This is a genomic window from Afipia clevelandensis ATCC 49720, from assembly GCF_000336555.1.
In the GTDB taxonomy this organism is placed as follows: domain Bacteria; phylum Pseudomonadota; class Alphaproteobacteria; order Rhizobiales; family Xanthobacteraceae; genus Afipia; species Afipia clevelandensis.
Window position 1 is genome coordinate 2,493,786 of record NZ_KB375281.1, and the last position, 11,673, is coordinate 2,505,458.

The following is an 11,673-nucleotide window of genomic DNA, read 5'->3' on the forward strand; positions in this document are numbered from 1 at the left end:
CGTAGCGTCAAAATAATAGCAGATTCAGGCCCGAACGGGGCGGACCGGCGAGACATAACAGGCCCCGCCGGCCCGGCGTCAAGGGCGCGCGAGCGACGGAATACCGGTGTTTCAGATGTTTCTGCGATGGACACGGTTCGTTATATCCATTAATCTGGATATATGGAATCAGATAGCGCCATCCTCGCCCTCGCGGCCCTCGCCCAGCCGACCCGGCTCGACGTGTTCAAGCTGCTGGTGCGGCACGAACCCGATGGCCTCGCCGCGGGCGACATCGCCCGGACGCTGGCGGTGCCGCAGAACACCATGTCGTCGCATCTGGCGATCCTGACCCGCGCGAACCTTGTCCAAGCCAAACGAACCGGCAGGTCGATCGTCTATCGCGCCAGCCTCGCGCATTTCCAGGACGTCGTGCTGTTCATGCTGACCGATTGCTGCGGCGGCAAGCCGGAAATCTGCGCGCCGCTGATCGAAAGCCTGACGCCCTGCTGCCCGCCGGTGAAAAAGAGGAAGCCTGCAAATGTCTGATCGCATCTACAATGTCCTGTTTCTCTGCACTGGCAACAGTGCGCGCTCCATCCTGGCTGAATCCGTTCTGCACAAGGAAGGGCGCGGACGTTTTCGCGCATTCTCCGCCGGCAGCCAGCCGAAAGGCTCTGTGAACCCCTTCGCAATCAAGGTTCTCAAGGGCGCCGACTTTCCTGTCGATGGCTTGCGATCGAAAAGCTGGGAAGAATTTGCGGCTGCCGATGCGCCGGTGATAGATTTCGTTTTCACTGTTTGTGACAATGCCGCGGGTGAATCCTGTCCGGTTTGGCCGGGACAGCCGATGACGGCGCATTGGGGGATCGAAGATCCCGCGGAGGTTCAGGGCACCGACCTCGAAAAGGAAGCGGCCTTCGTCGCCGCGCTCCGCTACATGAAAAATCGCATCGCGATCTTTACCAGCCTCCCGCTCGGCAGCATCGACAAACTGTCTCTCGGGACGAAGTTGCGCGACATCGGCCGCACCGAGGGATCGACCACTGGCCAGGACAAAGCAAGTTGATGCCCGTTTTCGATTTGCAGCGCCGTCTCGCGGCGGAAGCCATCGGCACAGCCTTTCTGGTCGCCACCGTTGTCGGCTCCGGCATCATGGCCGAACGGCTGACCGGCGACACCGCGCTCGCGCTGCTCGGCAACACCATCCCGACCGGCGCGATGCTGATCGTCCTGATCACGCTGCTTGGGCCGGTGTCGGGCGCGCATTTCAATCCGGCGGTGACGCTGGTATTCGCGCTCAGGCGCGAATTGTCTGGCCGCGAAGCGCTGCTGTATGTGGCGGCGCAGATTATCGGCGGCATCGCCGGCACCATGATCGCGCACACGATGTTCGCACTGCCGGTCGTCGATCTGTCGATGAAGGTGCGAACCGGCGGCGCGCAATGGTTCGCCGAAGCGGTCGCGGCCTTCGGGCTGGTGACGACGATTCTCGCAGGCCTGCGCGTCAGGCCCACGGCCATCCCGGCGCTGGTCGGCCTTTACATCACGGCGGCGTACTGGTTCACCGCGTCGACGTCCTTCGCCAATCCCGCCGTCGCCATCGCGCGCTCCTTCAGCAACACCTTCTCCGGCATCCGGCCGCAGGATCTTCCAGGCTTCATCACCGCGGAACTGCTTGGCGCGGTCGCGGCGCTCATGTTTGCGAACTGGCTGTTCCGCGAAACGACAAGCCAAACCACATCCATCGAGGCCGAAGCATGAGCGTCACGATCTATCACAACCCGGACTGCGGCACCTCGCGCAACACACTGGCGATGATCCGCGCCAGCGGCGAAGAACCGACCGTGATCGAATATCTGAAAACGCCCCCGAGCCGCGCGCGGCTCGTTGAACTGATCGCGGCGATGAACATCACGCCGCGCGACCTGCTGCGCGAAAAGGGCACGCCCTATGCGGAGCTTGGCCTCGGCGATCCGGCATTGACCGGCGAGCAGATTGTCGACGCAATGCTGGCGCACCCGATCCTGATCAACCGGCCGATTGTCGAGACGCCGAAGGGCACGCGCCTGTGCCGCCCGTCCGAAGCCGTGCTCGATCTGCTGGACAATCCCGTCGCGTCCTTCGCCAAGGAAGACGGCGAGATCGTGAGAGTGAAGACCTCGCCAAATGCCGGTTGATCTTCCGAATATCGACAACAACGCATTTGCGCTGCCGGACACGTCCCTGCTGCGCCTTCATGCGTCGTCCCATCGCCCGCGCATTCTTCTGCTGTATGGCTCCCTGCGCGAGCGCTCGTTCAGCCGCTTTCTGACGATGGAGGCCGCGCGCCTTCTGCAGGCGCTGGGCGCGGAAACCCGCATCTTCAATCCGTCCGGCCTGCCGCTGGCTGACGATGCTCCGGCATCGCATCCCAAGGTGCAGGAGCTGCGCGAGCTGTCGGCCTGGTCCGAGGGGCAGGTGTGGTCGAGTCCCGAGCGTCACGGCGCCATGACCGGCATCATGAAAACCCAGATCGACTGGATTCCGCTATCGCTGGGCGCGGTGCGCCCCACGCAGGGCAAGACGCTGGCTGTCATGCAGGTCAGCGGCGGATCTCAGTCCTTCAATGCGATCAACCAGATGCGCGTGCTCGGACGCTGGATGCGCATGATCACGATTCCGAACCAGTCGTCGGTTGCGAAAGCCTATGAACAGTTCGACGACGCCGGGCGGATGAAGCCGTCCGCCTACTACGACCGCGTGGTGGACGTGATGGAAGAACTGGTCAAGTTCACGCTGCTGACCCGCGATACATCGGCCTATCTGACGGATCGTTACAGCGAGCGGAAGGAAAATGCCGCCAGACTTTCCGCGCGCGTCAACCTGCATTCCATCTGAGGCACATCAGCGCCCGCGCAGCCGCGCCAGCACGCCGGATGAGGCGAAGCCGTCGGCGGGCAGACCGGCGGCGGCCTGGAAGCTGCGCAGCGCCTTCTTCGTCTCGCTGCCGAGCGTGCCGTCCGGCTCGCCGCGATAGAAACCGCGCTGCGCCAGCAACTGCTGCAACTCGAACCGCTCGTCGCGCGAGAGCACCCGCTCCTGCCGCGGCCATTGCTGCACGAACGGCGCACCGCCGCGCAGCCGGTCGGCGAAATGGCCAATGGCGAGCGCGTACGCCTCCGACGGATTGTAGCGCATGATCGAGCGGAAATTGCCGAGCATCAGGAAGCCGGGGCCGTCGGCACCTGCGGGCGCAAGCAGGAACGCCTTGTCGCTGGTGCGCGGAAACGGCTTGCCGGCGCGCTTGATGCCGAGATGCTGCCACTGCGCGATGGTGTAGGTCTTGGCGCGGTCGGCATGCAGATAGTTGAAGCCCTGCGGCACCTCGACCTCATAGCCCCAGGTCTGGCCCTGCGACCAGCCGTCCTTTTTGAACTTCGCGGCGGTGGAGGCGATGATGTCCGGCACATCGTCTACGGTGTTGCGCTTGCCGTCGCGGTCGAAATCCACCGCGAAGCGCTTGAACGCAGTCGGCATGAACTGCGTCGCGCCGAACGCGCCGGCCCATGAGCCGCGCATCTGCTGCGGCGTCAGGTCGCCGTGATGCAAAATCTCAAGTGCTGCGAGAAATTCGTCCTTGAAATAGCCCTGACGGCGGCCGACGCAGGCCAGCGTCGCGGTCGAATTCAGCACGCTGCGGTCGCCGCCCTGCGTGCCGTAGTTCGACTCGATGCCCCAGATCGCCGCGATGATATAGCGATCGACGCCATAGGCTTTCTCGACGGCGGCGAAGGTCGCCGCGTTCTTCGCCAGCACTTCGCGCCCGCGTGCGATCCGCGCATCGGTGACCAGGATGTCGAGATAGTCCCACACCGCCTTGGTGAATTCCGGCTGCGAGTCCATCAGGTCCATGATGCGCAGGTCGGGATAAAGATCGGCTGTGAAGCGGCGGAAGCTCGCCTCCGACACGCCGCGCCGATGAGCCTCCGGCCAGAAGCCGGCGATGCAGCGCTCGAAATTCGCCGCCGAATTGCGGATCGCATCCGCGGTCATCAAGGGATGGCCGGATGCGCCGTCCTCGCCGCTCCATTCCTTGGCGGGCGAGGCCTGCGCCATGCGGCGCGAGGGCGCGGCCCGCGGCGCGGGCGCAAGCTGGCGAGAGGCCTGCGGCGGCTGTTGCTGGATCGCGCCGGTGATGTCGCCGAACCACGACAACGGCCCGCGGCCGGACGCGCTCTGGCCATGGGCCGGCGCGGCGGCAAACAGGGACACCACCCCGACCACGGACAGGGTCAGCGCCGCACCCGCGACCATCAGCCACGGGCTTTCTTCACGTTCGATCCGTGCCATCGTACTCCACACCCACTCAAGACCATCCCGCTTACAGGAGGCCCGGACAGGGTTTCCAGCCGATTAACAGAGCCGCATTTTTTGGCGGCGTGATGACGCGGGTTCTGGCTGAAAAGGGAAATTGCCCCTCACCCCAACCCTCTCCCCGCGTGCGGGGAGAGGGAGCTGGTTCGTGCGCCCTTACCTCTCCCCGTTCTGGCGGGGAGAGGTCGCGAGCCTTGGCGAGCGGGTGAGGGGCAATTCCAAAAATCCCCACCCTGCTTCAGGCACCGTTCATCCGTTCCCGGTTAGGGAACTCCTTGGCCATCCGGCCGTTTTTCAAGCCCGCAAAACCTGCTACCACCCATCAAGTCCCTTCCAAGCCCACAAAGAGCCTCATGAAAATCCGCAAAGCTGTGTTTCCCGTCGCCGGTCTCGGCACCCGTTTCCTGCCCGCCACCAAGGCGATGCCCAAGGAAATGCTCACCGTGGTGGACCGCCCGCTGATCCAGCATGTGGTGGACGAGGCGCTGGAAGCGGGCATCGAACACCTCGTGTTCGTCACCGGGCGCAACAAGGGCGTGATCGAGGATCACTTCGACCGGCCCTATGAGCTTGAGGACACGCTGCGCGAGCGCAACAAGCTGAAGGAAATGGACATCCTCGAGCGCGACCAGCCGGAAGCCGGCGCGACCTCGTTCACCCGCCAGCAGGCGCCGCTCGGCCTCGGCCATGCGGTGTGGTGCGCGCGCGACATCATCGGCAACGAGCCGTTCGCCGTGCTGCTGCCGGACGTGCTGGTGAAGAACAAGCCGAGCGGCCTGAAACAGATGATCGACGCGGCGAATGCGGCAGGCGCGGACAAGGCCAACATCGTCGCGGTGGAAGAAGTGCCGATGGATCAGGTCCACATGTATGGCGTGGTCGGCGTCGGCAAGAGCAAAGGCGACCTGTTCGAGCTGAACGGCATGGTCGAGAAGCCGAAAAAGGAAGACGCGCCGTCCAACCTCTCGATCACCGGGCGCTACATCCTGCAGCCGGAAATCTTCAACATCCTGGAGACGCAGCCGAAGGGCGCCGGCGGCGAAATCCAGCTCACCGACGGCATGCTGAACCTTGCCAAGTCACAGCCGTTCTATGGCTTCAAGTTCAAGGGCAAGAGCTACGACTGCGGCTCGAAGTCAGGCTTTCTGGCCGCGAACATCGCCTACGCGATGGACCGCGAGGATTTGCGCAGCGATCTGTTGAGCGAGATGAAGAAGTACGTGTGAGGGCGGCGCAGTCCGCCGCCCCTCACCTGATCGCCCGTCGCCGAAAATATCGCTACATCACCGATACGCCCCCTCGCCCCGCTTGCGGGGAGAGGTGAAAGAGTCCTTCGTCATTGCGAGCGAAGCGAAGCAATCCATTCTTAACAAAAGCTGGATTGCTCCGTCGCTGTGCTCCTCGCAGTAACGACGGCAAGCGTCTGCTTGTCGCGGACGCTCGGTGACTCGCTGATCGCGCCACACTCTCAATCGTCATCACCGGGCTTGCCCCGGTGATCCACGGCTTGCTTCTTTCTCTTAAACAGACGTGGCTGGCCGGGACGGGCCTGACGTGCGCGAACGCTCGGGCCGTTATAGTTAGCTGACAAAGACCTATATTTGAGTGACGCTGAGGGGATTTCTTGCAATCATCCTGCGGAGGCTTTCAGCCCGCGCATTTTTTCTATATTAGCTCCACCGCAAATTGATCGAATTTTCCCTCAAAGAAATTTCCCATGGGTAACATCACATGAGTGGCACGGGGTGCGGCAAAGACATTGAGTCTAAGGCGGAGGATCGAGCTGATCTTGTAAAGCGCTTGTTCGCTGTCGCGATATCGATCGGATTTGGCGCCGCTGTAATATCCGCAGACTGGGTAAAGGAGGGGCGCACCCCCAGTGTCATCGAGGCGAAGCAGATTGCAATCGTAGCTATCGCGATATTCGTAACCGTCTTGAGCTGGGATGGATATCTCGCATCCATACGAACAAAAAAATTGTATGACTGGCCCCGCTTTGCCATCGACGTGATTTTGGTGTTCACTTATTTGTTTCTATTCGCAACTTCAAAACATTCGAATTTTTGGTTGCCTATCTTGTCTTTCATTTTTTTTCTTTACGTTGTTTGGGACATCCTCACAATTCATCAGTTTCCCGACAAATACTTGCCACAGACGAACGGCTCTACACCGGACAAGGCCATCACTTACACATACATATACGGAGCGTGCGACCGCCCCAACGTCGATCGTGGACCTATCTCCACACTTAGTTGGGCTATCTACATCTGGTTTGTAGCGCTCATATTTGGTTTCCCATCTAACGATAACGTTTTCCTTTCGTGTATCTTCGCGTTTGCTGGATTAATCTTCTATCGGTGGGATAAATCGCATAAAGCCGAGACCAACCGCGGGCTACCTTCATTTGTTCGGGTAGGCCTCATAGTTGTCCTGTCGTGTTGTGGCGCGCTTATTCGATTCTGGTCTTCCTCCCTAATCTGACGTCGGAGTCGAGGAGCCAAATAGGTTTGTTCTGCTTGCGAAAATACTCAATTTCGCGAAGCACACCGTTGCTCTCGTTCCAACCATCAATTTGAAGAACGGCAAGCTCATCGCAGCGATCCATAAAAACCTTATCGAAAGCCAGCCAATACTCTGATCCCAACGTCCCCTTACCTTTCGTCAGGACTAAATCGATGGGATGCGTCATAGTGATAGGACTAAACACTATGCGCCCTTGCTTTATGAGTTCCGCAGCCGCTTCCGTCGCTCTATCAAAGCGATAGACGCGCACATCGAGGTCTGCATGCGAATAAGGGCAGGCTAGGTATAGAAGCGAATGATCTTCACTCAGATTCGTAATCCTCACTGTTGTTGCCATCCATATATCACGTTGACAAAGTTCAGTTCTAGGCTTATATTCCCATCACTTCATTCGTGAGGGGCGCTTCTAGAGGCGATCCTGAAGTGGAATGAAGCGCGGCGCCCGCGCGCGTGTCTCGCACACACGCTCCCGGGAGGCGGCGGGTCATCGTCCGGGCTCACTATGAAGCTCTGCCGTTCGCGGCTGGACGATGGACAGGATGAAGGCAGGCGAAAGCCCGCCGGATCAGGATTCGTCCGTCCTGTCCCGGAAGTACGATCCCCTCGCCCAAAATCGCCGCTGCCGGCGCGCCGAGAGGCGACGCGCTTCCTTCTCATTGAAGGAAGCGAAAGCAACCACCCTTTGCGCCTTCCGGCGCGCCGCTTCCCCTCATGGTTCGAGGGGCACCTTGAAGGAAACAACCCGCGCGATGCGCGGGAGCATCGGCGCGTGGCTGTTTGAAAGTGGCTGTTTGAAAATTGAATCGGGAGTTTGAGAGAATGCAGACGCGCACAACACTCACGATGTCGTCCCCGCGCAGGCGGGGACCCATAACCACCGAACATTGCGATAAGAGCGAGACGATTGCTCCGGCATCTCCTTTCAGTCGGGAATTCAGGGAGTATGGGTCCCCGCCTGCGCGGGGACGACCGGATGAGAGATCGCGCACCACACCGGCACACGCGCGGATACCAATAAGCCCCTCACCCGCTCGCGACCTCTCCCCGCAAGAGCGGGGCGAGGTAATAGGCCTCACATTTTTGTGTGGAATTTTGCCGTAACGGCGGGGTCTATTCCGCGTATCTCTGGCACAGGCGAAAACGCCGCAGACCAATGAGGACCATCATGGACCGCACCCAGTTCCGCCGCACCGCTCTCGCCATCTCCGCCGCCGGCCTGCTGGCGCTCGGCTGGTTCACCGTGCCCTCGCGCGCCGCCGAGGAAGCCTTCATCATTCCGCCGCCCGCGGCCGATATCGCGCCCGCAGGTGGCCTGAAGACCTTCGTGCTCGCGGGCGGCTGCTTCTGGGGCGTACAGGGCGTCTATCAGCACACCAAGGGCGTGACCAACGCGGTGTCCGGCTACGCGGGCGGCAAGGCCGAGACCGCGAAATATGAAACCGTCGGGCGCGGCACCACCGGCCATGCCGAAGCGGTGCAGATCACCTACGATCCGAAGCAGGTGTCGCTCGGCAAGCTGCTGCAGATCTATTTCTCGGTGGTGCACGATCCGACCCAGCTCAACCGCCAGGGGCCGGACTCAGGCACGCAATATCGCTCCACCATCTTCACCTCGGACCCGGCGGAGAAGAAGCTGGCGCAGGACTACATCGCCCAGCTCAACGCGGCGAAGGTCTATAAAAAGACCATCGCCACCACCATCGAACCCCTGCAGGGCTTCTATGCGGCTGAAGATTATCATCAGGACTACCTGACGCTGCACCCCAACCAGCCCTATATTGTGTTCAACGATTTGCCGAAGATTGAGAACCTGAAAAAGATCTTCGCCGAGAACTATCGCGACAAGCCGGCGCTGGTGCGCGAGGCGAAAGCGACCAACTGAGACGCGCGGCAGGCGCAGCGTTTCGGTAAGTGATGAAAGCGGCGAGCCGCAAGGTTCGCCGCTTTGATGTGAGACACGCCGCATCAACAACGAATAACGAAAGGAGCTAGCGACATGACCGACACGAAGACGACCACCGGCTCCGGCACCGTGCAGAAGACCGAGAGCGAGTGGCGCAAGGAATTGACGCCGATGCAGTACGCCGTGCTGCGCGAGAAGGCGACCGAGCGCCCGTTCAGCGGTGAATACGATCACGCGTTCGATCCGGGCACCTATGTGTGCGCCGGCTGCGGACAGCCGCTGTTCGAGTCCGGCGACAAGTTCGATTCCGGCTGCGGCTGGCCGGCGTTCTCCGCGCCCGCCACCGAGGGCAGCATCGCCGAGGAGCGCGACATGTCCCATGGCATGATCCGCACCGAGGTGCTGTGCTCGAAATGCGACGGCCATCTCGGCCATGTGTTCCCGGACGGGCCGGGACCGACGGGATTGCGCTACTGCATCAATTCCGCGGCATTGAAACTTATGCCCGAGTAAACTCGTCTCTCTTTGCAGAAAAATTAAATTCCGCGCGGCTTGCAGACAGCCGCGCGGCTCCTATCTCTGCGTACCGTTCGCATACGAACGGTAAAAAACGTCCCGTAAGAAACGCTACCAGACAACTTTCGCAGTCAAGGAATTCAAGATGTCCACCCGATCGCGCCAGACCGTGCTGGCGATTGGCCTTGCCGGCCTTCTCATCGACGCGGTGTCGTCGCACCCCGCCTTCGCGGTCAGCCGCGTCACCCTGTTCAAGGTCGTCTCGCCGCAGAACGAAGTGGTGATCGGCCTCACCAAGGCGGAACTGGCGCAGATGAAGGGCAAGACGCCCGAGGCGGTGGAGAAAGCGCTGCGCGACACCGGCTCGCTGGAGGCCTGGCAGTACGGCGTCCGCCGCGGCATCAGCGGCGAGATGGAGCAGGCGCCGGTGCGCAAGATCGCCATCGCCGACCAGCCCGAGGTCCATGTCGAGCACTACACTACGCCGCTGAAAGTGGTGTCGATCGCCGACGAAATCCTCACCGAGGCGATCCAGTAGCGCCGTCATCTCCGCCATCCCGCCAGGCCATTGAGATTCAAGCACTTTTGCGGCCAGCGCCCGGCGCGGCCATGCCATTCATCATAGCGCTTATGACGGGTCGCAATTGGCAAAAAATGGCCTATATTAGGGGCTCTTCTGGAATGACCGATACAGGCCGCGCGGCTCCCGTCATGGACCCGTCCTCCGGCCGTCGTTTCCATTGAATCCCAATCAAGAAGGCGGAGATCATGGCTGCGTTCAACTACAACACCGAAGCCGAACTGTTTCCTGCGGCGATCCGCAAGAAAAAGCGCGCGGGCTTTGCGTACCGCCGGTTCCCGACCGCAGCCGAGGCCGTGCAGTTCGCGATCGAGCAGCTTCCCGCCGACTCGCTGAACGGCGCCTACCTGCAGGTCGACGAGGCCCGCTTCGACCAGAGCGGAATCCGCACGCTGTATGAAAGCGAAGCATTCCCGCTCGAGCGCAACCGGCCGGAGCCGGAGCCGGCCGTTGAAGACGAGAAGCAGACCGCGACCGGCTGAGGCCGCCGCGCCTCGCACGACTCCTTTGCGCATGATCCGATCCGAAAACCGGTGCCATCCCCGGGTCAGGCCCGAGGACATGCTTTTCGGGATCATGCGCCTCTCGGCTGCTTGTCCATCCAGCGCTTGAGGATTCGCATGTTGCGCACATTGGCGCGGAACATGACGTCGAATGCGTCGCCGGCGAACGGCACCAGACCCACCACGCCATCCAGCGCCACATTGCCGAGCATCCGCGCCACCACATGCTTCGGCGCGCCGAGCGCGCGCGCCTCGCGCACGATCCACAGTGAGATCGCGGTGGTGAGAATATCGCCGACCACAGGCACGAGGCCGATCAGGCCATCGATGCCATAGCGGATGTTGGTGCCCGGCAGCACGAAGGCGACATCGAGCAGCTTCGACAGCGCGTCGATGCGCGCAAAGCGCTGCTCGCGCGTCAGTGGGCCGAAGGAAATGCCGCCGAGTGCGCCGGAGAGATTCTCGAAATCCACGCCCGCGCCGAAGCGGCCCGCGCCACCGAAGCCGCCGGCATGCACCTCGTTGCCGTCCTGGTCGATGATCGGCGGCCGCTTTCCGCTGCTGCGGGGCTTCGCGGTCCGGTCCACAAAGATGTCGTCGGTCATTCTGGCGCTCGTCATGGTGTCTCACACCCTTGTCGGTTTGGGCATGATCTGATCCGAAAACCGGTACCCACTTTTCGGGATCATGCCCATAGGCAGCAGCCTGAGATAGGAACGCCGGATTGCGGCGCAAGTTGCGTGACCGAACCGTAATCCGGCGAAATGTCGCATCCGGGCGCTCACCAGACACCGTTCTGCTCCAGCCGATCAAGCACGATCTTGCGCATCCGCGCATGGATCGCCTCGATATCGGCGCGCGGCGCGGTGCGGCTCGGCGCGCGGAGCTGGCAGATCATGTCCGGCCCCTGGCAACGCCGCGCGCGGCGGCAGCGCTTCACCGGACAGCCGCGCCAGTTGCGGTATTCGTCCGACAGCGCGCGCATCAGCGCCGCGATTCCGTCCTCCGACAGCAGATAGGCGCGCTGCGCGTCGGTGAACGCAGGCCATGCGCCGCTTTCGTCGTCATCCGTCATTCTCCCTCCTTGCTGTTGCGAACACATGCGCGATCGCTTTCCCGCGCGAAAAGCGCGGATGTCCGTCCGGCGATGTCGTCAAACCGTGTGCCTCTCTTGAAAAGAGAGGGAGGAGGAGCGCCGAAAGACGCGCCTTCAATTCAAGTGCGCGGCCGGCATCGTGTCGCCACGAGTGCTTGGGCCGCGAAACGCCTTTCGACGCTCCGCCGCGGCGATTTCTGTCCTCGGGATCGTACTT

14 protein-coding genes are annotated in these 11,673 nt (G+C 61.8%); 10 read left to right on the forward strand and 4 right to left on the reverse strand.

All coding sequences use genetic code 11. The features are described from left to right. Nucleotides 1-162 precede the first annotated feature (162 nt). From HMPREF9696_RS11905 to arsH, 5 genes are read left to right on the forward strand one after another with little or no spacing between them, the layout of a single operon-like run. Nucleotides 163-528, forward strand: coding sequence for an ArsR/SmtB family transcription factor (locus HMPREF9696_RS11905; protein ID WP_002713263.1), 366 nt, complete (start codon nucleotides 163-165; stop codon nucleotides 526-528). Continuing rightward, nucleotides 521-1,048 (forward strand): arsenate reductase ArsC, encoded by a 528-nt coding sequence (locus tag HMPREF9696_RS11910; protein WP_002713264.1) that lies wholly within the window; start codon nucleotides 521-523, stop codon nucleotides 1,046-1,048. Before HMPREF9696_RS11905 ends, HMPREF9696_RS11910 begins: the two co-directional genes overlap by 8 nt. Further along, entirely contained in the window at nucleotides 1,048-1,743 is a 696-nt protein-coding gene (locus HMPREF9696_RS11915; protein ID WP_002713265.1) for an aquaporin, read from the forward strand. The genes HMPREF9696_RS11910 and HMPREF9696_RS11915 overlap by 1 nt, the downstream gene beginning before the upstream one ends. Further along, entirely contained in the window at nucleotides 1,740-2,159 is a 420-nt protein-coding gene (arsC, locus tag HMPREF9696_RS11920) for an arsenate reductase (glutaredoxin) (RefSeq protein ID WP_002713266.1), read from the forward strand. Before HMPREF9696_RS11915 ends, arsC begins: the two co-directional genes overlap by 4 nt. After that, a complete protein-coding gene (gene arsH / locus HMPREF9696_RS11925; RefSeq protein WP_002713267.1) occupies nucleotides 2,149-2,859 on the forward strand; it encodes an arsenical resistance protein ArsH in 711 nt (236 codons plus the stop codon). The genes arsC and arsH overlap by 11 nt, the downstream gene beginning before the upstream one ends. A gap of 6 nt (nucleotides 2,860-2,865) precedes the next feature. Here the strand turns inward: arsH and HMPREF9696_RS11930 are convergent, their stop codons facing one another. Beyond that, nucleotides 2,866-4,311, reverse strand: coding sequence for a lytic murein transglycosylase (locus HMPREF9696_RS11930; RefSeq protein WP_002713268.1), 1,446 nt, complete (start codon nucleotides 4,309-4,311; stop codon nucleotides 2,866-2,868). A gap of 377 nt (nucleotides 4,312-4,688) precedes the next feature. Between HMPREF9696_RS11930 and galU the strand changes: the two genes are divergently transcribed. Beyond that, a complete protein-coding gene (gene galU / locus HMPREF9696_RS11935; protein WP_002713269.1) occupies nucleotides 4,689-5,561 on the forward strand; it encodes a UTP--glucose-1-phosphate uridylyltransferase GalU in 873 nt (290 codons plus the stop codon). A 1,223-nt stretch (nucleotides 5,562-6,784) separates the two neighbouring features. Here galU and HMPREF9696_RS11945 read toward each other — a convergent pair. Further along, complete coding sequence (locus tag HMPREF9696_RS11945) at nucleotides 6,785-7,195, reverse strand: DUF1937 family protein (RefSeq protein WP_051053241.1); 411 nt, start codon at nucleotides 7,193-7,195, stop codon at nucleotides 6,785-6,787. Between the two features lie 828 nt (nucleotides 7,196-8,023). On the opposite strand from HMPREF9696_RS11945, the gene msrA reads away from it, so the two are divergent. The 4 genes from msrA (at nucleotide 8,024) to HMPREF9696_RS11965 (ending at nucleotide 10,339) form a co-directional block, all read left to right on the forward strand. Then, complete coding sequence (gene msrA / locus HMPREF9696_RS11950) at nucleotides 8,024-8,740, forward strand: peptide-methionine (S)-S-oxide reductase MsrA (RefSeq protein WP_002713272.1); 717 nt, start codon at nucleotides 8,024-8,026, stop codon at nucleotides 8,738-8,740. Between the two features lie 114 nt (nucleotides 8,741-8,854). After that, nucleotides 8,855-9,274, forward strand: a complete 420-nt coding sequence (gene msrB / locus HMPREF9696_RS11955; RefSeq protein ID WP_002713273.1) for a peptide-methionine (R)-S-oxide reductase MsrB — start codon at nucleotides 8,855-8,857, stop codon at nucleotides 9,272-9,274. A 148-nt stretch (nucleotides 9,275-9,422) separates the two neighbouring features. Next, on the forward strand, nucleotides 9,423-9,815 hold the full coding sequence (locus HMPREF9696_RS11960) for a hypothetical protein (protein WP_002713274.1): 393 nt from the start codon (nucleotides 9,423-9,425) through the stop codon (nucleotides 9,813-9,815). Nucleotides 9,816-10,045: 230 nt separating this feature from the next. Beyond that, nucleotides 10,046-10,339, forward strand: coding sequence for a hypothetical protein (locus tag HMPREF9696_RS11965; protein ID WP_002713275.1), 294 nt, complete (start codon nucleotides 10,046-10,048; stop codon nucleotides 10,337-10,339). Nucleotides 10,340-10,431: 92 nt separating this feature from the next. Here HMPREF9696_RS11965 and HMPREF9696_RS11970 read toward each other — a convergent pair whose 3' ends face one another. Further along, the gene (locus tag HMPREF9696_RS11970) at nucleotides 10,432-10,965 is read right to left on the reverse strand and encodes a DUF4112 domain-containing protein (protein WP_081602404.1); all 534 of its coding nucleotides are present in this window, start codon (nucleotides 10,963-10,965) and stop codon (nucleotides 10,432-10,434) included. Nucleotides 10,966-11,141: 176 nt separating this feature from the next. Next, a complete protein-coding gene (locus tag HMPREF9696_RS11975) occupies nucleotides 11,142-11,435 on the reverse strand; it encodes a hypothetical protein (protein ID WP_002713277.1) in 294 nt (97 codons plus the stop codon). Between the last annotated feature and the right edge of the window lie 238 nt (nucleotides 11,436-11,673).

Coding starts and splice junctions, on each gene's coding strand:
- msrA (WP_002713272.1), top strand. CDS start 8,024: ATGGACCGCACCCAGTTCCGCCGCACCGCTCTCGCCATCTCCGCCGCC.
- HMPREF9696_RS11970 (WP_081602404.1), bottom strand. CDS start 10,965: ATGACCGACGACATCTTTGTGGACCGGACCGCGAAGCCCCGCAGCAGC.
- galU (WP_002713269.1), top strand. CDS start 4,689: ATGAAAATCCGCAAAGCTGTGTTTCCCGTCGCCGGTCTCGGCACCCGT.
- HMPREF9696_RS11945 (WP_051053241.1), bottom strand. CDS start 7,195: ATGGCAACAACAGTGAGGATTACGAATCTGAGTGAAGATCATTCGCTT.
- HMPREF9696_RS11975 (WP_002713277.1), bottom strand. CDS start 11,435: ATGACGGATGACGACGAAAGCGGCGCATGGCCTGCGTTCACCGACGCG.
- HMPREF9696_RS11910 (WP_002713264.1), top strand. CDS start 521: ATGTCTGATCGCATCTACAATGTCCTGTTTCTCTGCACTGGCAACAGT.
- msrB (WP_002713273.1), top strand. CDS start 8,855: ATGACCGACACGAAGACGACCACCGGCTCCGGCACCGTGCAGAAGACC.
- HMPREF9696_RS11960 (WP_002713274.1), top strand. CDS start 9,423: ATGTCCACCCGATCGCGCCAGACCGTGCTGGCGATTGGCCTTGCCGGC.
- HMPREF9696_RS11915 (WP_002713265.1), top strand. CDS start 1,048: ATGCCCGTTTTCGATTTGCAGCGCCGTCTCGCGGCGGAAGCCATCGGC.
- HMPREF9696_RS11965 (WP_002713275.1), top strand. CDS start 10,046: ATGGCTGCGTTCAACTACAACACCGAAGCCGAACTGTTTCCTGCGGCG.
- HMPREF9696_RS11930 (WP_002713268.1), bottom strand. CDS start 4,311: ATGGCACGGATCGAACGTGAAGAAAGCCCGTGGCTGATGGTCGCGGGT.
- HMPREF9696_RS11905 (WP_002713263.1), top strand. CDS start 163: ATGGAATCAGATAGCGCCATCCTCGCCCTCGCGGCCCTCGCCCAGCCG.
- arsH (WP_002713267.1), top strand. CDS start 2,149: ATGCCGGTTGATCTTCCGAATATCGACAACAACGCATTTGCGCTGCCG.
- arsC (WP_002713266.1), top strand. CDS start 1,740: ATGAGCGTCACGATCTATCACAACCCGGACTGCGGCACCTCGCGCAAC.